Source organism: Thalassobellus citreus (assembly GCF_044385915.1).
Taxonomy (GTDB): domain Bacteria; phylum Bacteroidota; class Bacteroidia; order Flavobacteriales; family Flavobacteriaceae; genus Thalassobellus; species Thalassobellus citreus.
Genome location: NZ_JBISCC010000127.1, coordinates 280,352 through 301,267 on the forward strand (window position 1 = coordinate 280,352; position 20,916 = coordinate 301,267).

The 20,916-nt window shown below is 32.6% G+C and carries 21 protein-coding genes; 9 read left to right on the plus strand and 12 right to left on the minus strand.

All coding sequences use genetic code 11. From position 1 onward, the window contains the following. The first annotated feature begins 188 nt into the window (after positions 1-188). Both ACH5TX_RS14840 and ACH5TX_RS14845 read left to right on the plus strand, forming a co-directional pair. Entirely contained in the window at positions 189-869 is a 681-nt protein-coding gene (locus tag ACH5TX_RS14840) for a response regulator transcription factor (protein WP_439340273.1), read from the plus strand. Then, on the plus strand, positions 869-1,912 hold the full coding sequence (locus ACH5TX_RS14845; RefSeq protein WP_439340274.1) for a sensor histidine kinase: 1,044 nt from the start codon (positions 869-871) through the stop codon (positions 1,910-1,912). Before ACH5TX_RS14840 ends, ACH5TX_RS14845 begins: the two co-directional genes overlap by 1 nt. Here the strand turns inward: ACH5TX_RS14845 and ACH5TX_RS14850 are convergent. Further along, complete coding sequence (locus tag ACH5TX_RS14850; RefSeq protein WP_439340275.1) at positions 1,886-2,941, minus strand: glycosyltransferase; 1,056 nt, start codon at positions 2,939-2,941, stop codon at positions 1,886-1,888. The genes ACH5TX_RS14845 and ACH5TX_RS14850 overlap by 27 nt on opposite strands. A 198-nt stretch (positions 2,942-3,139) precedes the next feature. On the opposite strand from ACH5TX_RS14850, the gene trmB reads away from it, so the two are divergent. The 3 genes from trmB to ACH5TX_RS14865 are packed head-to-tail and all read left to right on the plus strand — an operon-like array spanning position 3,140 to position 4,778. Then, positions 3,140-3,814: a tRNA (guanosine(46)-N7)-methyltransferase TrmB gene (gene trmB / locus ACH5TX_RS14855; RefSeq protein ID WP_439340276.1), complete on the plus strand. Its 675-nt coding sequence runs from the start codon at positions 3,140-3,142 to the stop codon at positions 3,812-3,814. A gap of 2 nt (positions 3,815-3,816) precedes the next feature. Continuing rightward, on the plus strand, positions 3,817-4,446 hold the full coding sequence (locus ACH5TX_RS14860) for a lysine transporter LysE (RefSeq protein WP_439340277.1): 630 nt from the start codon (positions 3,817-3,819) through the stop codon (positions 4,444-4,446). A 2-nt stretch (positions 4,447-4,448) separates the two neighbouring features. After that, a complete protein-coding gene (locus tag ACH5TX_RS14865; protein WP_439340278.1) occupies positions 4,449-4,778 on the plus strand; it encodes an MGMT family protein in 330 nt (109 codons plus the stop codon). A 3-nt stretch (positions 4,779-4,781) separates the two neighbouring features. On the opposite strand, the gene ACH5TX_RS14870 is transcribed toward ACH5TX_RS14865, so the two are convergent. Both ACH5TX_RS14870 and ACH5TX_RS14875 read right to left on the minus strand, forming a co-directional pair. Next, complete coding sequence (locus ACH5TX_RS14870) at positions 4,782-5,183, minus strand: hypothetical protein (protein ID WP_439340279.1); 402 nt, start codon at positions 5,181-5,183, stop codon at positions 4,782-4,784. 224 nt (positions 5,184-5,407) lie between these two features. Next, complete coding sequence (locus tag ACH5TX_RS14875) at positions 5,408-6,241, minus strand: hypothetical protein (protein ID WP_439340280.1); 834 nt, start codon at positions 6,239-6,241, stop codon at positions 5,408-5,410. 307 nt (positions 6,242-6,548) lie between these two features. Here ACH5TX_RS14875 and ACH5TX_RS14880 point away from each other — a divergent pair, with 307 nt between their 5' ends. Both ACH5TX_RS14880 and ACH5TX_RS14885 read left to right on the plus strand, forming a co-directional pair. Then, positions 6,549-7,688, plus strand: coding sequence for an Mrp/NBP35 family ATP-binding protein (locus tag ACH5TX_RS14880; RefSeq protein WP_439340281.1), 1,140 nt, complete (start codon positions 6,549-6,551; stop codon positions 7,686-7,688). Continuing rightward, a complete protein-coding gene (locus ACH5TX_RS14885; RefSeq protein ID WP_439340282.1) occupies positions 7,689-7,934 on the plus strand; it encodes a NifU family protein in 246 nt (81 codons plus the stop codon). Positions 7,935-8,012: 78 nt separating this feature from the next. On the opposite strand, the gene ACH5TX_RS14890 is transcribed toward ACH5TX_RS14885, so the two are convergent. The 3 genes from ACH5TX_RS14890 to ACH5TX_RS14900 form a co-directional block, all read right to left on the minus strand. Continuing rightward, positions 8,013-8,387 (minus strand): HEPN domain-containing protein, encoded by a 375-nt coding sequence (locus ACH5TX_RS14890; RefSeq protein ID WP_439340283.1) that lies wholly within the window; start codon positions 8,385-8,387, stop codon positions 8,013-8,015. Between the two features lie 92 nt (positions 8,388-8,479). Beyond that, complete coding sequence (gene nifJ, locus ACH5TX_RS14895; RefSeq protein WP_439340284.1) at positions 8,480-12,010, minus strand: pyruvate:ferredoxin (flavodoxin) oxidoreductase; 3,531 nt, start codon at positions 12,008-12,010, stop codon at positions 8,480-8,482. 361 nt (positions 12,011-12,371) lie between these two features. Further along, positions 12,372-12,722: a 4Fe-4S dicluster domain-containing protein gene (locus tag ACH5TX_RS14900; RefSeq protein ID WP_439340285.1), complete on the minus strand. Its 351-nt coding sequence runs from the start codon at positions 12,720-12,722 to the stop codon at positions 12,372-12,374. Positions 12,723-12,864: 142 nt separating this feature from the next. On the opposite strand from ACH5TX_RS14900, the gene ACH5TX_RS14905 reads away from it, so the two are divergent. Both ACH5TX_RS14905 and ACH5TX_RS14910 read left to right on the plus strand, forming a co-directional pair. Then, the gene (locus ACH5TX_RS14905) at positions 12,865-14,733 is read left to right on the plus strand and encodes a 2-oxoacid:acceptor oxidoreductase subunit alpha (RefSeq protein ID WP_439340286.1); all 1,869 of its coding nucleotides are present in this window, start codon (positions 12,865-12,867) and stop codon (positions 14,731-14,733) included. A gap of 2 nt (positions 14,734-14,735) precedes the next feature. After that, positions 14,736-15,746, plus strand: coding sequence for a 2-oxoacid:ferredoxin oxidoreductase subunit beta (locus ACH5TX_RS14910; RefSeq protein WP_439340287.1), 1,011 nt, complete (start codon positions 14,736-14,738; stop codon positions 15,744-15,746). Between the two features lie 126 nt (positions 15,747-15,872). Here the strand turns inward: ACH5TX_RS14910 and ACH5TX_RS14915 are convergent, their stop codons facing one another. From ACH5TX_RS14915 to ACH5TX_RS14940, 6 genes are read right to left on the minus strand one after another with little or no spacing between them, the layout of a single operon-like run. Continuing rightward, the gene (locus ACH5TX_RS14915) at positions 15,873-16,448 is read right to left on the minus strand and encodes an electron transport complex protein RnfA (RefSeq protein ID WP_439340288.1); all 576 of its coding nucleotides are present in this window, start codon (positions 16,446-16,448) and stop codon (positions 15,873-15,875) included. 3 nt (positions 16,449-16,451) lie between these two features. Then, entirely contained in the window at positions 16,452-17,057 is a 606-nt protein-coding gene (locus ACH5TX_RS14920) for an RnfABCDGE type electron transport complex subunit E (protein WP_439336663.1), read from the minus strand. Between the two features lie 5 nt (positions 17,058-17,062). Further along, on the minus strand, positions 17,063-17,659 hold the full coding sequence (locus ACH5TX_RS14925) for an RnfABCDGE type electron transport complex subunit G (RefSeq protein WP_439340289.1): 597 nt from the start codon (positions 17,657-17,659) through the stop codon (positions 17,063-17,065). A 2-nt stretch (positions 17,660-17,661) separates the two neighbouring features. Then, the gene (locus ACH5TX_RS14930) at positions 17,662-18,672 is read right to left on the minus strand and encodes an RnfABCDGE type electron transport complex subunit D (protein WP_439340290.1); all 1,011 of its coding nucleotides are present in this window, start codon (positions 18,670-18,672) and stop codon (positions 17,662-17,664) included. A gap of 2 nt (positions 18,673-18,674) precedes the next feature. Continuing rightward, a complete protein-coding gene (rsxC, locus tag ACH5TX_RS14935) occupies positions 18,675-20,003 on the minus strand; it encodes an electron transport complex subunit RsxC (RefSeq protein ID WP_439340291.1) in 1,329 nt (442 codons plus the stop codon). Then, positions 19,996-20,916, minus strand: coding sequence for a Fe-S cluster domain-containing protein (locus ACH5TX_RS14940; protein ID WP_439340292.1), 921 nt, complete (start codon positions 20,914-20,916; stop codon positions 19,996-19,998). Before ACH5TX_RS14940 ends, rsxC begins: the two co-directional genes overlap by 8 nt.

Sequence of the window (20,916 nt, forward strand, 5' to 3'; positions counted from 1 at the left end):
TGTTACCTTAATGTTATTTATCTTAGAGGTTTAAATTAAATCTTGTTATTAGCTTTATCTTTGGCTTAAAATTTGGCTAATTATTTTAATTATTTGATAATGAAGTATTCAAATTTAAAGTTTAATTACAGTAAAGGGATGATTAATTAAAAATATTATCTCACCTTAAAAAGTAATAAGTGTTACAGATGAAAAAAAAGGATATTAAAATATTATTAGTTGATGATGAACCAGATATTTTAGAAATAGTTGGTTACAATTTATCAAGTGAAGGTTACCAAGTTATTACTGCTGAAAATGGTGCCGAAGGCGTAAAAAAAGCAAAAAAAGAACAGCCTCATTTAATTATTTTAGATGTGATGATGCCAGAAATGGATGGTATTGAAGCTTGTGAATTAATTAGAAAAAATCCAGATTTAAAAAATACCATAGTAACTTTTTTAACTGCTAGAGGTGAAGATTATTCTCAAGTAGCAGGTTTTGATGCTGGTGCAGACGATTATATTACAAAACCAATAAAACCAAAGGTTTTAGTTAGTAAAGTAAAAGCGCTTTTACGCCGTTTTAAAGAAGAAGACGTTGTTGATACGGTAAAAATTGGTTCTCTAGAAATTAATAGAGACGAATATAAAATTACGTCTAAAGGTGTAGAAATTGTACTTCCTAGAAAAGAATTTGAATTATTATCTTTGTTGGCATCTAAACCAGGAAAAGTGTTTAAACGCGATGAAATTCTTGATGCAGTTTGGGGTAACGAAGTGGTAGTAGGAGGAAGAACTATTGATGTGCATATTCGTAAACTTCGTGAAAAATTAGGTGATGATAGTTTTAAAACAGTAAAAGGAGTAGGCTATAAGTTTGTTGAATAATGCAGACAAAATTTAAAAAATCATATCGGTTTGCAATAAAAACCTCGTTTTATATTACCATGTATATAACGCTCTTAATGAGCGTTTTTTTATATTATTTTTTTGAGTTTATATGGTGGATGCCATTTGTTATTTTTATAGCAACTTATGTATTTTCCTTTCTTTTAATTCAATATAGGGTAGAGCGTTTTATATACAGAAGGGTAAAAAAAATATATGATGATTTAACACTTTTAGAATCTGCCAGCATATCAAAAGGAGCTATAACTACAGATATGCGAACCCTTACCCAAGAAATAGATAGGTTTGCCCGCGTAAAAAAAATTGAAATTGAAACACTTAAAGTTAGAGAAAAATACAGAAAAGAGTTTCTGGGTAATGTGTCTCACGAATTAAAAACGCCTTTATTTACGGTTCAAGGTTATATTTTAACATTGTTAGATGGCGCCATGGATAATAAAAACCTTCGAGAAAAATATTTAGAAAGAGCTAGTAAAGGTATTGATAGATTAGGTTACATTATAAAAGATTTAGACATGATTACCAAGTTGGAAGTTGGTGATTTAAGTTTAAATACTGAAAACTTTGATATTATTGAGTTAGTGAAAAGTGTTTTTGAAATGCTAGAAATGAAAGCAAGCAAAAGAAGCATAACACTAACTTTTGATATGAATTATGCAGAACCAGTTTTAGTAAAAGCAGATAAAGAAAGGATACAGCAAGTATTAGTGAATTTAATAGTTAATTCATTAAAATACGGAAGAGATAAAGGTACCACCGAAATAAGTATAGAGAACCTTATAAAAAACAAAGTTATTGTTAGGGTAACAGATAATGGAGAAGGGATTGAAAAAGACCATTTACCACGTTTGTTTGAACGTTTTTATCGTGTAGATAAAAGTGGATCACGTAAAGAAGGAGGTTCTGGTTTAGGTTTATCTATAGTAAAACATATTATTGAAGCTCACGACGAAAAAATTTATGTAGAAAGCGAGTATGGTGTGGGTAGCGAGTTTTCATTTACCCTCGAAAAGGCTAAATAATTTTTTGAAATCTGTTTTAAAATCAAAGGCTTTTAAACCTTCATAAGCGTTAACGTCTTTTAATTTAGTTAAAGTAAAATCTTCTTGTTTACAGCTTGGTACTAAGCTCATTTCGGTAAGTCGTTTTGCTAAATATTCTTGTTCAAACTGTCCAGGGGTAGGAATAAAAAAGGCCTTTTTGTTAAGTTTTGCTAAGTCCATAACAGTTGTATAGCCAGACCTAGAAATAACTAAAGCACTTTCGTTTATAGTTTTTTCTAACAACCCCGAAGTCATAAAATTATAGAGAGTTATATTTCCAAGAATTTGGATGCTTTGTTCTTCTTCCATGATGCCTTTAACAAAAACAACGTTGCCTTTATAATTTTTAAATTCTAACAGTAATTTTTCTTCAAGCAAAGTACGTTGAGGTTCAGGGCCAGAAAGTAAAATCATAACATCATTAATAATTGGTGTTTGCTTTTTTTCAAATCGACTTAAAGGACCTATATATTCTAAAGGAATTTCAAAGCTATCAATATGTCCTAATTTACCACTTAGGTTAAGTATCCCATTGGTGTCTGGAACCCAACAAATATTGAATTTTTTAATAAATTTTTCATGAATTTTAGTGCTAAACCAAGTAGTAGATCCACTTAAAACATTCAATTGGTGTGTAATAAAAACCGAAGGCACTTTTTTGCTATAAACCCCCAATCTATTATCAGAAATAATACCATCAATACCCTTGTTATCAATAATATGTTTTATTGCTTTTTTTTCAGCTTTTATCGCTTTAATAAGCTTAGGAGAATCTTTAATCATTTTTAATTTAAAAAACTTACCATTTTTAGCATAGGTAACATTGTAAGATGGTAGTTCAACCGATGAAAGATTTGGAAATTCTTTTTTTAAAAGCGAAAGTGCAACACCATCACTAGCAATAACAGGGATGTAATTATTATCAATTAATGCTTTAATAATAGGAATGCATCGAGTTGCATGTCCTAATCCCCAATTTAGAGGTGCTACTAAAATTCTTTTTTTCATTTTTATAGTTATGGCGTGTCCATGCTAATGCATGGTCGGGCTTTCACAAGTCGCTCTCTGCGAGGAGCTCCAACAATTGTTCAATCCCTCACGCAATTTTTTGGTAATTTCAAAGATAAGGATATAAACACTCTCGTATATTTCCTTAATTTTACCAAATAATTATTATTTCAATAAAAATAAAATAATTAAGAAGCTGTGGGAAGTAAAAATAAGCTAAGGAGGTTTAGAGAAAACGAAACTTTTTCTAATGTTATTCAGCCAACAAGAGAAGAATTAGTAGATTCAAATTTCAATTTAAAAGGAAATTGGAGATCAACAGTTTTTAAAAACGATAATCCTCTAGTTTTAGAATTAGGTTGTGGTAAAGGAGAGTATTCTGTTGCATTAGCTCAAAAATATCTTAATAAAAATTTTATTGGTATTGATATAAAAGGAGCACGTTTTTGGCGAGGTGCTAAAACTGCTATTGAAGACAATATACCCAATGTTGCTTTTTTACGTACTCAAATTGAGCTTATAGATCATGCTTTTGGAGAAAATGAAGTAGACGAAATCTGGATTACATTCCCCGATCCGCAAATAAAATATAAGCGTACCAAGCATAGAATGACGAATGAGGTGTTTTTAAAACGATACAAAACCATTTTAAAACCAGACGGTGTGGTGAATTTAAAAACCGATAGCGAGTTTATGCATGGTTATACACTTGGTTTGTTACATGGTGCAGGGCATGAAGTGTTATATGCCAATCATAATGTGTATAAACAAGAAGGAAGTCCAGAAGAAGTTACAAGTATTCAAACCTTTTACGAATCGCAATATTTAGAGCAAAACAAACCAATTACGTATATTCGGTTTAAAATTAAATAGGTTTGAATATAACTTTTATCTTTTTTTTAGGACTCGTTATTGCATTAGTAGGTGTTATTCCTCCAGGTTTATTAAATATGACTGCTGCTAAAATTAGTTTAAAAGAAGGGCATGCTAGAGGTGTTGTGTTTTCAATAGGTGTTTGCGTTGTTGTGTTAATTCAAACTTATGTAGCGGCCATTTTTGCAAGTTATTTAAGTAGTCACTTAGAGATTGTAGAAATTCTTCAACGTGTGGCTTTTGTTATTTTCGTTTTAATTACCATCTATTTTTTACTGATAGCTAAAAAAGAATCTAAAGAGCTTGTTGATCCTCAAATAAAAAGCAAGAAAAGTCGTTTTTTTCAAGGGGTCTTTTTGTCTGCTATTAATGTGTTTCCTATTCCTTATCAAGCGTATATGACCATTACTTTGGCGTCGTTTGGTTGGTTAGATTTTAGCCAAATTAGTATTATAGCATATATTTCAGGAGCCGCCATGGGAACCTTTGTAATGCTTTATGTATACATGTTCTTTTTTCATAAAATAAAAGATAAATCAATTGCTTCACAAAAAAGCATGAATTACCTTATTGGAGGTATTACGGGCATTATTTCTATTATAACTTTAATTAATATTATTAAAGAAATGTAGCCATGCAACAAGAAACATTAAACTTTTTTGAAAAGGTTTTTGAAGTTGCTAAACAAATACCTTACGGACGCGTTACAAGTTATGGAGCTATTGCTAAATATTTAGGAGCAGCCAGAAGTGCTCGTATGGTAGGTTATGCTATGAATGGTTCTCATAATAAAGATGTGCCAGCTCACAGGGTTGTAAATAGAAAGGGTTTGTTAACTGGGAAGCATCATTTTGATGGCACCAATTTAATGCAACAACTTTTAGAAAGTGAAGGCGTACAAGTTATTGATAATCAAATTCAAAACTTTAATGAGGTGTTTTGGGATCCTAATGAAATAAAGTAAAGTTTATCCAATCTTTTTGCTGTTTTTAAAGTTGTGTTTTATAACCTGAGGTTTCTTTTTTTCTGTTGAAAGCGTTAAAATTTTAGCAAGAAGATCTGTTTCGTTTTTAAATAATGATTTCTTTAAAAGTTGCATTTCTACTTCCATATGGTTCTTTACCTCTTTTTTAAGCATATCTGTAAATGATAAGTTAAATAGCTTTTTATATAAAAAAGTATGGTTTGATATAGTGACTTCAGAATCACTAATACAAATTGAAATTTCATTTTTGTAATCAATTAAAAAGTATTCGTCAGAAATAGGAGAAATTAATTTTTTAATATTTTTATCTGAAGAATATTTTTTTACAATGTCAATAACATATTGAGCATCTTCTTTTATTTCTTTTTTCTTAAATGTAAACATATTTATTGTTTTTACTTGAAGCGTATAAATCAAGTGTGTTTATACTTTAGAGACAAGTTTAATGCCAAAGTCACATGTTTTTGATTTTTAGGTATTTAGACGGGGTTTATTCTTTTTTTATCGATTATATTGAAATTTTAGAGCGTTATTTTATGATTTGTAATAGTATTTTTTTTTTTTGATAATCAGTTGATTAATTAGATGTAATAATTGTATTTATATGTCTAAAAGAAAAGGCCAACACCTAGTGTAGGAGTTGAAAAATTCTGATTTCCAATTTGAAGATATTCGTAACCCATAATTAGTTTGTGTTTTTTAATATGATAATTTATCAAAGCATTAAACTTATCAATGCTTTCGCTATTTATGAAGGTTTGATTAAAGTTAATTTCAAGACTTAAAGGTTTTGCAAAAAATAATTCAGCTCCCAATCCATAAGTCAAGCCTAATTCATTAACAGCACCATTAACATAAGTAGCTCCTAGACCCCACCAAGCATTAAATTTTTCTGTACGTACACGGTGGTATTTTGCAAGCGCGGTGTAAATAGCTAAATGATCTTTTCCAAAGTTAGGGTTGTTTTCCCATAATTGAAGGTAATTTAATTCTAATCCCAGTCTTTTTAAAAACCGCATATCCATATTTAATTGAGAGCCTTTTAATCGGCTGTTTTCCATAATATATCTAGCCGATAATGAGGTTCTAAAAATAGGAGTGTCTTTGTTCCATTCGTAAGTGTAGTTACCTTTTTTCGAATTGAAATAAGGGTATTTGCTTAGATATGCGTTGCTAGCTTGGTGTTCTTCTTCAAAAGGCGATTCAAAAGCAATACCATAAGCCGTATAAGCAAATATTTGTACAAAAACACCACCAACAAGTTCAGTTAAAAAATCATTATTAGAATTGTTGTCGTTGTCTTCGTTGCTACTGTAGTTTGTATTATAACTTTTAATGGTGTCCTCTTTTTCTTTTAAGCTTTCTTCGGCACGTTTAATTTTACTTTGTCCGTAACTTGAAATTCCAATAAAAAAGACAAAATATAGAATAGCATTTTTCATAAGTCAGGTATGTGTTATTTAAAAAGTGTTTATTGCACATAAATCATACCAATACCAACTATAGAATGTGAAAAAAGTGTTATAATCTATATATAAAGAATTAAAGCTGTTAAACTTTAATTTTTAGACAATGACTTAAATCAGTTTATATCATAAAGAAAGCATATATCTTTATCAATCATTTCAATAAATCTGCTTTAAAATATTAACTTTTCAGCGTATATTTGTACTTTAGAACAAATCTAAATTGTTTGCTGAAAGATAGATTTAGCGTGATGATTTTAATTTTGAACAAATAAGAATAAAGATGAAATTAAGTAAGCAAGATATACTCAAAGCTCTTGAGTCTATAACAGTACCTGGTGAAGGACAAAATATGGTTGAAAGTGGTGCTGTAAAAAACGTAGTTACTTTTGGTGATGAGGTTATTGTAGATATTACTATAAAGAATCCTAGCTTACAAGCTAAGAAGCGTACAGAAGTAGATATTTTAAAAACCATACATAATTTGGTTTATGAAAAAGCTAAAATAACAGTAAATGTAAAGGTAGATGCGCCTGCTACACCAAAAGCAAATGTTATAAAAGGAAACCCTATTCCTGGAATAAAAAATATTGTGGCTGTAGCATCAGGTAAAGGTGGTGTTGGAAAATCTACAGTTACAGCAAATTTAGCAGTTAGTTTAGCTAAAATGGGCTTTAATGTTGGTGTATTAGATGCCGATATTTACGGACCATCAATTCCTATTATGTTTGATGTTGAGGCAGAAAAACCTTTAGCTGTTAATGTAGAAGGAAAATCTAAAATGAAGCCTGTAGAGAATTATGGTGTTAAAGTATTGTCTATTGGGTTTTTTACACAACCAGATCAAGCGGTTGTGTGGCGTGGGCCTATGGCAGCAAAAGCTTTAAATCAAATGATTTTTGATGCACATTGGGGAGAACTTGATTTTTTACTTTTAGATTTACCTCCAGGAACAGGTGATATTCATTTAAGCATTATGCAATCACTTCCAATTACAGGAGCTGTTGTAGTTAGTACACCTCAAAATGTAGCTTTAGCCGATGCTAAAAAGGGAGTTGCTATGTTTCAACAAGACAGCATTAATGTGCCTGTATTAGGAATTATAGAAAATATGGCATATTTTACACCAGATGAACTTCCTGATAATAAATATTATATATTTGGAAGAGAAGGTGCTAAAAATTTAGCAGAAGATTTACAAGTACCATTTTTAGGAGAAATACCATTGGTGCAAAGTATTAGAGAAGCAGGTGATGTTGGTCGTCCAGCAGCCTTACAAACAGCAACGCCGTTAGAGCAAGCTTTTGAAAAAATAACACAACACGTAGTTCAAGAAGTTGTAAACCGTAACGATGATTTACCACCTACTGAAGCTATAAAAATTACAACGATGGCTGGATGTTCATCAGTTAATAAAAAATAAATGACAGCAGAAGAAGTTAGACTAAATGTAGAGAAAGCACTAGAGGAAATTCGTCCGTTTTTACAAAGTGATGGCGGCGATATTTCTCTATTATCTATAGAAGAAAACGATACCTTAGTTAAGGTACAGTTACAAGGTGCTTGTGTAGGTTGTAGCGTAAATCAAATGACGCTTAAATCTGGTGTGGAAATGACTATTAAAAAGTATGTGCCACAAATAGAGAGAGTCGTTAATATAGTAGCTTAAAAACGCTTTAATTTTTAAAAATAGCTTAGTGCTGATTAACTTAATAATCATTTGCACTAAAGCTAAATATAATAAAGCTTAGATAACTTTTTCTTTTCTTAGAAAAGTGTCTAAGCTATCTGCAATATCAAAGCAATTATTAACTTTTGAAATCTCATTGCAGTATCTAGAATCTAGATCAAGCGCTTTACAATCAAAGCCTGTTAAGCTCACTTTTTCAAATTTTTTATTGATTTTTTTACATTTTTTATAGAGACTTTCTATCGTTTCGTCTTCAGTAGTAGCAACTTCATTTTTTAAAAGATACCCTTTTAAATAATTTTCAATAGCATATTGAGAGTTTTTGCAAACTAAATAAGTTACAATATCTTCTTCTGGTTTGTATAGCTCTTTATTGGCTTGATTAAGTTTTTGAGCCGCATTTACAAATAGTTTACTGGCATCATTTTCCATAACAAGTGTGTTTGTAGTTAATATTTATTAGTATTTTAATTCCCCATGTTACAGTATGCAACATGGGGAATATTATTTTAGTTAAGAGATTTTTACATATCTCTATAAATTTCTAAACGTTCCCATTTAGAATTTACTTCTTCCTGAGCTTGTTCAAGAAGTTGAGCTCCTAATTCTTCATTTTCTTTTACAACTCTAGTAAAACGTGTTTCATTATACATAAAGTCTTTAAGAGGGATTGAAGGTGCTTTAGAATCTAATCTAAACTTCTTGCCTTGTGGTTTAGAAGGGTCGAATCTAAATAATGGCCAGTAGCCACTCTCAACAGCTTTTTCTTGCTGAGAAACCCCTTTAGATAAATCATAGCCATGTTCTCCACAATGTGAATAAGCAATAATTATAGATGTTCCAGGGAATGCTTCTGCTTCTTCAATAGCTTTAAGTGTTTGAAGATCTTTGGCTCCAATAGCAATTTGAGCTACATATACATTTTCATAAGAAACTGCTTGTAGAGCTAAACTTTTCTTACTGGTAAGCTTTCCAGATACAGAGAATTTTGCACTGGCTCCTAAAGGTGTTGCTTTAGATGTTTGACCACCTGTATTAGAATATACTTCAGTATCCATTACTAAGATATTGATATTCTCTCCAGATGCTAAGATGTGATCTACACCGCCAAAACCAATATCATATGCCCAACCATCGCCACCTAAAATCCATACAGATTTTTTACGCAAATACTCTGTTAGATGAGATAGTTTTTTAGCATTCTTATTATCGATACTCGCTAGTTTTTCGTTTAAGATGTCTAGATTTCTGAAATTCTCAGCTTTTTCTATTTCATTACTTTCAGGATTATTAAGAATTGCATCTACTAATTCTGTTCCAACTTCATTTTCAACAGACTTTAATAAGTTTACAGCAATTTCTTGTTTCTTACTTAAAGCCAATCTCATACCTAAACCAAATTCAGCATTATCTTCAAATAGTGAATTTGCCCAAGCAGGACCTCTACCAAATTTATTGGTTGTGTAAGGTGTTGTTGGTAAATTACCACCATATATTGAAGAACATCCTGTTGCATTTGCTATTAAAATACTATCACCATATAGTTGGGTTAGTAATTTAACATAAGGTGTTTCTCCACATCCAGAACAAGCACCAGAGAATTCAAATAAAGGTTCCAAGAATTGAGATCCTTTTACATTTGTAATACGCAATGCTTCTCTATTATAATCTGGTAAATCAATAAAGTAATCCCAGTTTGCATCTTCTACTGTTTCAACTTGCAGTTTTTTATGCATGTTGATAGCTTTAAAGTCAGGATCTTCTTTACTTACCGCAGGACAAACAGCAACACAAAGGTCGCAACCTGTACAGTCTTGAGGCGATACTTGAAGTACGTATGACTCTTCGTTTTTATTAAAAGGACTTCCTTTTGCAGCAGCCGATTTTAAAGATGCTGGTGCGTTTGATAAGGTTTCATTTGTAACAACTTTTGCTCTAATGGCTGCATGTGGACAAATAACAACACATTTATTACATTGTGTACATAAATCTGCATCATCCCAAACTGGTACAGCATCTGCAATACCACTTTTTTCATATTTTGTAGTTCCTGTAGGGAAGGTTCCGTCAACAGGGAATGCGCTTACAGGTAATTCATCTCCAAATCCACCTAGTATTTTTTCTAATACTTCAGTTACAAATCCATCAGGAGCATTCGTCATAGCAGTCTCTAAAGGTCTTTCGCTAGAAACTACTTTTGGATATGTTACTTTTTCAAGATTAGCAAGCGAATTATCAACCGCTGTAAAATTCATCTGAACGATGCTTTCTCCTTTATGAGAATACGATTTTACAATAGCGTCTTTAATTTTTTGAATAGCTTCCTCTTTTGGTAAAATACCAGAGATAGCAAAGAAACATGTTTGTAATACCGTATTTGTACGTTTACCAAGATTAGATTCAGCCGCTACTTTTGTGGCATCAATAACATAGAAATTAATTTCTTTATCAATTAATTCTTTTTGAATTCGCTTAGGTAAGTGCCCCCATATTTCATCTTTAGAATATGGTGAGTTTAATAAGAAAGTACCGCCATGTTTTAAATCGGCAACCATATTATATTTCTTAATAAACTTATATTGATGACTCGCAATAAAATCTGCTTTATCAATTAGGTATGAAGAGTATATTGGTTTTGGTCCAAAACGCAAGTGAGAAATGGTTTGGGCACCTGCTTTTTTAGAATCGTAAACAAAGTAACCTTGTACAAAGTTATCTGTAGTGTCTCCAATAATTTTAATAGAGTTTTTATTTGCTCCCACAGTACCATCAGATCCTAAACCGTAGAACATACAATTAATAGTATTTCGTTCTATGTTAAAGGTTGTGTCAATTGGTAAACTTGTAAAAGTAACATCATCATTAATACCAACAGTAAAGTGGTTTTTAGGTTTATCATCTAATAATTCATCATAAACACCTTTAACCATTTGAGGTGTGAATTCTTTAGAAGATAATCCGTAACGTCCACCAACAACAAGAGGCATGTCTTTATCACTTTCATTAAATGCTGTAACAACATCTTGATAAAGAGGTTCGCCAACACTACCAGGTTCTTTAGTTCTATCAAGAACAGCAATTTTTTTAATCGTGTCTGGAATTGCATCAACAAAATGTTTTATTGAGAATGGTCTAAACAAACGAACAAATAATACACCTACTTTTTCTCCGTTATTTACCATAGCTTCAACGGCTTCTCTTGCTGCGCCTTCACCAGAACCCATAAGTATAATTAAACGTTCTGCTTCAGGATGTCCTTCATAATAGAATAGACTATATCTACGACCTGTATGTTCGTAGAATTCATTCATAGTTTCTTCTACAATTTCTGGTACTTTGTCGTAAAACGTATTGGCAGCTTCTCTAGCTTGGAAGAATACATCTGGATTTTGAGATGTTCCTCTAATTACAGGACTGTCTGGGTCTAATGATCGACTTCTATGTTCAGAAATTTTGTCTTCAGGCATCATCGCTTCAATAATATCATCAGTAATTGAATCAATTTTTGAAATTTCATGTGATGTTCTAAATCCGTCAAAAATATTAAGGAAAGGAATTCTAGATTTTAATGTAGCTACTTGAGCAATTAAAGCCATATCATGCGCTTCTTGAACAGAACCACCAAATAACATAGCAAATCCTGTTTGTCTTGCAGCCATAACATCAGAATGGTCTCCAAAGATTGATAGTGCATGCGTTGCAATAGTTCTTGCAGCAACATGTATTACAGAAGGTAATAATTCACCTGCCATTTTATACATATTAGGAATCATAAGAAGAAGTCCTTGTGATGCCGTAAACGTTGTAGTTAAAGCTCCGGCTTGTAATGAACCATGAACCGCTCCAGCAGCACCACCTTCACTTTGCATTTCTACAATTCTAGGAACATTGTCCCAAATATTTTTTTGTCCTTTTGAGCTGTAAACATCTACATGTTCGCCCATAGGAGATGCGGGTGTAATAGGGTAAATTGCACAGACCTCATTGGTTTTATGAGCTACTCTAGCAACTGCCTCATTAGCATCGCAAATTAATTTTGGAAATTTTTTTTTCATAATGTTATTATCTTATTTTAAATAAAATTCATGAGACCCTTTGGAAATAGTTTTGCATAAAATGTAATCGATTACAACAAGTTGGTATTTTACACAAAGAAAACCTTAAGTCATTAATACAACTGGTTAAAATTATGATTAGAATCACATTTAAATTATGATAATTGTCATGTGTTGAATAAATAATTATTTGAATAGGAATTATTTATGCTTTTTTTTGAAGATAATTCATAAAAAAAAAGAGGATTTCAAATAGTATGAAATCCTCTTTTTATAAAGTATAATTTCTTTGGTTTGTTGAACGTTTTGAAATTATCACGAAATTAGGGAAGTTAACCCTTAAAATATGGTTTTGTAAAAATTACTCTGCATGTAACCAAGCTTTCTTAGCTAGTAAGGCAGCTTCATCTTCTACATTGTTTTCATCTGGTACACAACTGTCAACAGGACATACAGAAGCACATTGTGGTTCATCATGGAATCCTTTACATTCTGTACACTTATCTGGTGCTATAAAATAGAACTCATTAGATAATGGTTCGTTCATTTCATCTGCGTCTACTTCTTCTCCGTTTGGAAGTGTAATAGTTCCGCTTAATTCAGTTTCTTCTGAATATGCCCATTCTTGATCGGGCTCATAGATTGCATTATTAGGACATTCGGTAAGGCAAGCGTCACAGTTAATACATTCTTCAGTTATAATAATTGCCATAATATAATTGTATTAGATGCTGTAAAAGTACTTTCCATTTTATGATCTAAATATGACTTTTGTCACGTTTAGATTAAAAAATCAAAATTACATTTGATAGGATGGTTCCAATGCTAATATATTTTTCAAAAATTAATTTATTATGATGGCTAATAAAATTTCAAATACTGTCAATCTTAATAGCGAAGCTTTAGAAGCAGTCGTTATTAGGTTTGTAGGCGACTCTGGTGATGGTATGCAATTAACAGGTACGCAATTTTCAGATACATCGGCTATGTTTGGTAATGATGTTTCAACATTTCCTAACTATCCATCAGAAATAAGGGCGCCACAAGGAAGTTTGTATGGAGTGTCTGGGTTTCAAGTTCATATTGGTAGTGTAGAAATTAGTACACCTGGAGATGAAGTAGACTTGCTAGTTGCTATGAATCCTGCAGGTTTAAAAACAAATTTATATTCAGTAAAACCAGGGCATACTATAATAGTTGATACCGATTCATTTACAAAGAAGAATCTAGAAAAAGCACAATATGAAACGAGCCCTCTTAAAGATGGCAGTTTAGATAATTATAGGGTTATAGAAGTATCTATGTCTTCATTAACTAAAGAGGCACTGAAAGGCATTGAAAATTTAGATAATAAAGCCATTATTAGAAGTAAAAATATGTTTGCTTTAGGTATTGTGTATTGGATGTACGATCGTTCGCCAGAGCATACTATTGATTTTTTTAATAAAAAATTCGCTTCCAAACCACACTTAATTGAGTCTAACACGAAGGTGTTAAATGCAGGGTTTTATTATGCCGAAACCTTAGAGTTAATTCCGAATGCCTATACTATTTCGCCTGCTAAGATGGAATCTGGTACCTACCGAATTATTGGAGGAAATACAGCCACAGCATGGGGTTTTCTAGCAGCTGCAGAAAAGTCGGGATTAGAATTGTTTTTAGGCTCGTATCCTATTACTCCAGCAACAGATATTTTACATGAATTAGTTAAACATAAGCATTTTGGAGTAAAAGCATTTCAGGCTGAAGATGAAATTGCAGGGGTAACATCTGCTATAGGAGCTTCTTTTGCTGGCGATTTAGCAATTACAACAACCTCAGGTCCTGGTTTAGCTTTAAAAGGTGAAGCATTAGGATTAGCCATGATGGTAGAACTCCCTTTAGTTGTTGTAAATGTACAGCGTGGAGGGCCTTCAACAGGGTTGCCAACTAAAACAGAGCAGTCCGATTTAATGCAAGCCATGTACGGCAGAAATGGCGAAAGTCCTGTAATAGTTATGGCAGCAAGTACGCCCTCAAATTGTTTTAATTATGCCTATCAAGCGGCAAAATTAGCTTTAGAACATATGACACCTGTTATTTTATTAACAGACGGTTATATTGCTAATGGATCTGAACCATGGAAAATAAAAAGGGTAGCCGAAATGCCTGAAATTAAAAACAATAAGGTTACCAAAGTAAAAGAGAATTGGCATCCGTATGATAGAGATGAAGATACGCTAGCTCGTAACTGGGCAGTCCCTGGTACTTTTGGTTTAGAACATAGAATTGGTGGTTTAGAAAAAGATAGCGTTACAGGTGATGTATCTCATGTTCCAGAAAATCATGAATACATGACAAAAATTAGAGCTGAAAAAATTAGGCGTGTACAAAATTATATACCAGATTTAACTACAGAATTTGCAGAAGAAGGCGATTTATTAGTTGTTGGTTGGGGAGGTACTTATGGTAGTTTACATTCGGCAGTAAAACAATTAAATAGTGAAGGCTATAATAATATAGGTTATGCACATTTTAATTATATAAATCCGTTACCCAAAAACACAGAAGACATTTTAAAGAAGTTTAAGAAAATTGTGGTTTGTGAATTAAACAACGGTCAGTTTGTAAATATTTTAAAAATGAATTTTAATATCTGCGGATTGTTACAATACAACAAAATTCAAGGCTTGCCTTTTGGAAATAGTGAACTAATCACAGCATTCAAAAAAATAGTAGATTAATTATGGAAACAGCAGTTAAAAAATATACGTTTAAAGATTTTGCAAGCAACCAAGAAGTGCGTTGGTGCCCAGGTTGCGATGATTATGTTATTTTAAGAGCTATGCAAAAGGCGCTTCCAGAAATGGATGTAAAAAAGGAAGATGTCGTTTTTATTTCTGGTATAGGATGCTCTTCACGATTTCCGTATTATATGGATACTTATGGTATGCATAGTATTCATGGTAGAGCTCCTGCTATTGCATCGGGTGTTAAGCTAGCAAATCCAGATTTAAGTGTTTGGGTTATTACTGGCGATGGCGATTCTATGGCTATTGGAGGCAATCATTTTATTCATGTGTTACGTAGAAACATCAATTTAAATATTGTATTGTTTAACAATGAAATTTACGGATTAACAAAAGGGCAATTTTCGCCTACCTCTTTGGTTGGACAAAAAACAAAATCTTCTCCTTACGGAAATACGCAACAACCTTTTCAACCTGGCGAATTAGCCATAGGCGCACAAGCTCGGTTTTTTGCTAGAATAGGAGGGAACACGCCTAAAGAAATGGCGCAAATGTTTGTTGATGCCGAAAAATTTAATGGTACGTCGTTAATTGAAGTATTACAAAATTGTGTCATCTTTAATGATGGATGTTATACAAAGTATACCGATAAGAATGTTAGAGAAGACAAGCAGCTATTTGTTGAACACGGACAGCCCATGATTTTTGGTAAAGAAAAAAATAAAGGTTTGGTGTTAAACGGATTAAAATTAGAAGTCGTTACCCTTGGAGAAAATGGTATTACTGAAGCTGATATTTTAGTTCATAATGCTAAAGAAGAAGACCCTACCATGCATCAAATGTTAGTGCGATTAAAATATCCTTTAGTAACAGGTGTTATAAGAAGTTTTGATGATGTTACTTTAGAAGAAAGAGAAGATGCATTAACAAAACAAGTTAAATCCAATTCAAAATTCACTCAAACCGATGATCTTTTCTTTTCGGGGGAAATATATCAGGTGAATTAGGTTATTTGTTGGTTTTTAAATTAAAGATGAATAGGAAATTTTATTCCAATTAATTTAGATAAAAAAAGAGGATTTCATACTTGATTTGGAATCCTCTTTTTTTATTTGTTTGAAAGTTAAGGCCGATTAAACCAAAGCAGTAAATCCTAAAAAAGCTAAAGATAAAAGTCCTGCAACTAATAAATTAATAGGAACTCCTTTCATGCCTTCAGGTATATTAGCAAGTTCTAGCTGTTCTCTAATACTAGCAAAAACAATTAAAGCTAAAGCAAAACCCAACGAGTTTGAAACAGCAAAAAATACGGCTTTTAATAAGCTGCCATTATCTAAACCTAAAGCTAATATGGCAACCCCTAAAACAGCACAGTTCGTTGTAATTAAAGGCAGAAAAACACCTAATGCTTGATATAACGACGGGCTTACTTTTTTAAGCATAATTTCTACCATTTGCACTAAAGCTGCAATAACTAAAATAAACGTAATGGTTCTTAAATAGTTTAATCCGGCAGGCACTAAAACATATTGATGCAGTAAATAGGTAACGGTTGTGGCAATCGTCATTACAAATAAAACAGCGCCAGACATACCAATAGATGTTGATACTTTATTAGATACCCCTAAAAATGGGCAGATGCCTAAAAATTGTGATAATACAATATTGTTTACAAATACGGCTGCTATAAGTATAATTACATAATCCATATCTTAAATTGTTTTAGAAGTTAGTTTGTTGAAAATAACGGTTAAATATGCCAAAGCAATAAAAGCACCAGGAGGCAAAATAAAGAGAATAAAGGTATTGGCGTTTTCTGGTACAAAACTTAACCCAAATAAGCTACCACTACCAAATATTTCGCGTACAGCACCTAACACAGTTAAGGCTAACACAAAGCCTAATCCCATGCCTAAGGCATCAAGAATAGAGGCTAAAACATTGTTTTTAGATGCAAAAGCTTCAGCCCTACCTAGTATTAAACAGTTTACTACAATTAAGGGAATAAAAATACCTAATTGTTCATATAAAAATGGAATAAAGGCTTCTAAAACCATTTCAACAATAGTTACAAAAGATGCTATAATAATAATGAATGCAGGAATACGAACCTTACTTGGTATTTGAGATTTTACTAATGAAACTACAATATTAGACATTAATAATACAAACAAAGTAGCAACTCCCATGCCTAAACCATTAAATGCCGATGAGGTAACACCCAGTGTAGGACACATACCTAATAGCATCACAAAAATGGGATTTTCTTTAATAATTCCTTTTAAGAAATTTTGCTTTTGATTTAGTTGTTCAGCCATAATTCTTAATGTTTAGTTTGGTTGATAACATCTAGGTTTTTTACGAAAATATCGTAAGCCATTTTAGCTGATTCACTAAAGGCTCTAGAAGAAATGGTTGCTCCTGTAAGCGCATCAATATCTCCACCGTCTTTTTTTACTTTTAAGTTAAAAGTATCAGGGTTTTTATCTCTAAATTGTCTTAAAAACGATTCGTCTTTCATTTTTGTTCCCAATCCAGGAGTTTCTTTTTGTTCTAAAACCGCAATGTTTTTTATAGCGCCATCTGCTTTAAAGCCTACCATGATTTTTACTAAACCACTAAAGCCTTTTTCAGAATAACTAATAACAGCAGCACCAACAAATTGGTTGTTTTTAAAAGCAGGATAAACTTCAACACTATCTTTGGAGACTGCTGTTTTAATTTTTTTTACATCTTCAACAGGATTGTTATCGAATTCTGGTAATACTAATTTTATAGCATTTACTTTTTTCTCTAATTTAGCCTTTGCTTTGGGTTCAATAGTTAAATCGTTTACAAAGCCTAAGGCGAATCCAGAAATGAGTGTTATCAATAAAAGAGATACCACCATACTTAGAAATGTTGATTCTTTTTTACTCATAATTACACGATTTTAGATTTTATTTTATTTCCAAATCTTCTAGGTTTGAAATATTTATTAATTAATGGCACAAAGGCATTCATTATTAAAATAGCAAACGAAATACCTTCAGGGTAGGCGCCAAAAAGCCGTATTAAAACGGTAATTAACCCAATACCAATAGCGAAAATAATCATGCCTTTTTTTGTCATAGGGCTTGTAACCAGATCGGTTGCCATATAAAAGGCTCCTAAAATAGCACCACCAGACAGTAAATGAATTATTGGGTTGGCATATTGCTCTGCGTTTATAAACCAGAAAACACCTGTTATAACTGCCATAGAAGCTAATAATGTTACAGGAATATGCCAAGTAATAACTTTCCGTATAATTAAATATAAGCCTCCTAATAGTAAGGCAATTGCCGACATTTCTCCTAAAGAACCTCCTGTAAAACCAAATAACATGTCGATTGCAGAAGGGATTTTAGAACTAATTTCAGTCATTGTTTCTCCATATTGCAAGCCTTCTTTTATAACGCCTAACGGTGTAGCTCCTGTAACAGCATCTACAAGTGTGGTGTTATTTTCAATTGCTGTTGGCCACATGGTCATTTGTACTGGGAATGATACGAGTAAAAATACACGACCTACTAATGCAGGATTAAAAATATTAAAGCCTAAGCCTCCAAAGGATAGTTTTGCTACGCCTATAGCAATTAAACTACCAACAATAATCATCCAAATAGGTAATGTGGCTGGTAAATTAAAGGCTAATAAAATACCAGTAATTAATGCAGAACCATCGGTAATTGTGACGTCTGTTTTTAAAAGATATTTCTGAATCACATATTCAAACAACATACAGGAAGCAATGGCTACCGATGTCGCTATTAATGCGCTAATTCCAAAAACATATAAAGAAACTAAGAACGCTGGTATTAATGCGATAACCACATCATACATGAGTTTTTTAGACGTTCTATCTGAGTGTACATGCGGAGACGCAGATACAATTATGGGTTGATTGCTCATAGTTAGTTTTTAGTGGTATTTAACTTTTTAACAATATTTTTTCCAAACCTTATATAGTCTAATAATGGTCTATGTGAAGGGCAAACGTAGCTGCATGAACCACATTCTATACAGGTCATAATATCTTCATAAGATGCTTTTTCATACATCCCTTTTTCTGAAAGATTCATTAGTAGATGAGGTTCTAATCCCATTGGGCAAACATTTACACATTCACTACAACGAATGCAGTTTTTGGGCTCACCTCTGCTAGCTTCATCTTCATGAATAGCCAAAATTCCCGAAGTGCCTTTAGTAACAGGAACGTCTAAGTTTTTAATAGCTTTTCCCATCATTGGTCCACCATTAATAATCTTACGAGTACCTTCTGGTAAACCGCCAACTTCTGCTACTAAATCTTTAATAGGTGTGCCTATTTTTACCCAGTAGTTAGAGGCGTTTTCTAGTTTTTTTCCTGTAATAGTAACAACACGTTCTGTTAATGCTTTATCGTGCTGAACGGCCTCATAAATGGCAAAAATAGTTCCTACGTTATGTACAACAACGCCAACGTCTAATGGTAATCCGTTTTTAGGAACCTCTCTATTTAATATGGCGCTTACAAGTTGTTTTTCGCCTCCTTGAGGGTATTTAACTTGTAAAGCAGCAACCTGAATTTTAGAATCGTTTTCTGTTAGTTTTTTAAAGATGTTTATAGCATCCTTTTTATTGTTTTCAATACCTATAATGGCTTTGTTAATTTTTAAAGCGGTCATTAAAAGATGAATACCAACAATAATTTCTTCGGCTTTTTCAAGCATTAAACGATGGTCTGCTGTTAAGTAAGGTTCGCATTCTACACCATTAATAATGAGGTGATCTAAAACAGCGCCTTCTTTCACGGTTAGTTTTACATGAGAAGGAAATGTAGCGCCTCCTAAACCAACAATACCATAATCATTTATTTTTTGTAATATATCTTCAGGTCCTAGAGTAATTTCTTTTTTTAGAGGGTATTCTATGTCTTCAAAATTGGTTTCATTTTTGGCATCTGTTCTAATTACGATGCATTGTTTTTTGTAGCCACTAGTATCTATTATTTTATCTAGTTTAGTAACCGTTCCTGCAACAGGTGTATGTATGTTAGAAGAAACAAATCCGCCAGATTTAGCAATAACTTGCCCTTTTTCTATTTTGTCTTTAACATTAACAATTATTTCGGCAGGTATACCAATATGTTGAGATATGGGTACATATACAATTTTAGGCACCGTCATTCTTTTAATGCCTTTTGATGATGTTATTTTATTTTCTGGAGGATGGATACCGCCTTTTGGAAATGTTTTAAGCATCGGTCTTTAGTTTATCAGATTCAACATTTGCTTTAGCTATAGGTTCAACCTTTTTTACCTTTTCAACTTTTGGTTCAACTTTCTTAACCTTTTTCTTCGGGAAATTTGTTTCTATAATAGAATGTGTAGGACATACATCCACACATTTTCTACATAACGTACAGGCTACAGGATCTATATATGCTAAGTTGTTAGACATGTCTATAGCGTCTTTAGGACAAATATCTTCACATTTAGAGCATCCAATACAAGCCACTGCACACGATTTTTTTGCAATACCAGCTTTGTCTTGATTCAAGCAGCCAACAAATATTTTTAAATCTCTTTTGTGTTTAGGGCGCATTTCAATAATGTCTCTCGGACAGGCTTCAGCGCAGGCACCACAAGACGTACATTTATCAGTGATTATAACCGGGAGTCCGGTAGTTTCATCCATGTACATGGCATCGAATTTACAGACAGCTACACAATCGCCATCGCCTAAACAACCATATTGGCAATCGGTTTCCCCACTATAAATCATTGCAGATATAGCACAATTTCTAGGACCTTGATATTCGGTAGTTTTTGGTCGTACCTCACAACTACCTTGACAGAGTAAAACGGCAAGAGTAGGATCTTTTTCTGTAACTTCTTTTCCTAAAACGGTAGCTACTTCTTTCATAACATCGTTGCCTCCTACAGGGCAAAAAAGATCTGAAATATCATCAGAGCTAACCAATTTTTCGGCGAAAGCTTTACAACCAGGAGAGCCACAACCACCACAATTGGCAGCTGGTAATAACTCATCAACTTCTCCTATTAAAGGATCTTCATAAACATAGAATTTTTTAGAAACTACATATAGTACAATAGCTGCAATGATACCCAAGGAAGCTAATAAGAAAACACTATTTAAAACGGATTCAGACAT

Coding starts and splice junctions, on each gene's coding strand:
- ACH5TX_RS14840 (WP_439340273.1), top strand. CDS start 189: ATGAAAAAAAAGGATATTAAAATATTATTAGTTGATGATGAACCAGAT.
- ACH5TX_RS14845 (WP_439340274.1), top strand. CDS start 869: ATGCAGACAAAATTTAAAAAATCATATCGGTTTGCAATAAAAACCTCG.
- ACH5TX_RS14850 (WP_439340275.1), bottom strand. CDS start 2,941: ATGAAAAAAAGAATTTTAGTAGCACCTCTAAATTGGGGATTAGGACAT.
- ACH5TX_RS14865 (WP_439340278.1), top strand. CDS start 4,449: ATGCAACAAGAAACATTAAACTTTTTTGAAAAGGTTTTTGAAGTTGCT.
- ACH5TX_RS14870 (WP_439340279.1), bottom strand. CDS start 5,183: ATGTTTACATTTAAGAAAAAAGAAATAAAAGAAGATGCTCAATATGTT.
- ACH5TX_RS14875 (WP_439340280.1), bottom strand. CDS start 6,241: ATGAAAAATGCTATTCTATATTTTGTCTTTTTTATTGGAATTTCAAGT.
- ACH5TX_RS14880 (WP_439340281.1), top strand. CDS start 6,549: ATGAAATTAAGTAAGCAAGATATACTCAAAGCTCTTGAGTCTATAACA.
- ACH5TX_RS14885 (WP_439340282.1), top strand. CDS start 7,689: ATGACAGCAGAAGAAGTTAGACTAAATGTAGAGAAAGCACTAGAGGAA.
- ACH5TX_RS14890 (WP_439340283.1), bottom strand. CDS start 8,387: ATGGAAAATGATGCCAGTAAACTATTTGTAAATGCGGCTCAAAAACTT.
- nifJ (WP_439340284.1), bottom strand. CDS start 12,010: ATGAAAAAAAAATTTCCAAAATTAATTTGCGATGCTAATGAGGCAGTT.
- ACH5TX_RS14900 (WP_439340285.1), bottom strand. CDS start 12,722: ATGGCAATTATTATAACTGAAGAATGTATTAACTGTGACGCTTGCCTT.
- ACH5TX_RS14905 (WP_439340286.1), top strand. CDS start 12,865: ATGATGGCTAATAAAATTTCAAATACTGTCAATCTTAATAGCGAAGCT.
- ACH5TX_RS14910 (WP_439340287.1), top strand. CDS start 14,736: ATGGAAACAGCAGTTAAAAAATATACGTTTAAAGATTTTGCAAGCAAC.
- ACH5TX_RS14915 (WP_439340288.1), bottom strand. CDS start 16,448: ATGGATTATGTAATTATACTTATAGCAGCCGTATTTGTAAACAATATT.
- ACH5TX_RS14920 (WP_439336663.1), bottom strand. CDS start 17,057: ATGGCTGAACAACTAAATCAAAAGCAAAATTTCTTAAAAGGAATTATT.
- ACH5TX_RS14925 (WP_439340289.1), bottom strand. CDS start 17,659: ATGAGTAAAAAAGAATCAACATTTCTAAGTATGGTGGTATCTCTTTTA.
- ACH5TX_RS14930 (WP_439340290.1), bottom strand. CDS start 18,672: ATGAGCAATCAACCCATAATTGTATCTGCGTCTCCGCATGTACACTCA.
- rsxC (WP_439340291.1), bottom strand. CDS start 20,003: ATGCTTAAAACATTTCCAAAAGGCGGTATCCATCCTCCAGAAAATAAA.
- ACH5TX_RS14940 (WP_439340292.1), bottom strand. CDS start 20,916: ATGTCTGAATCCGTTTTAAATAGTGTTTTCTTATTAGCTTCCTTGGGT.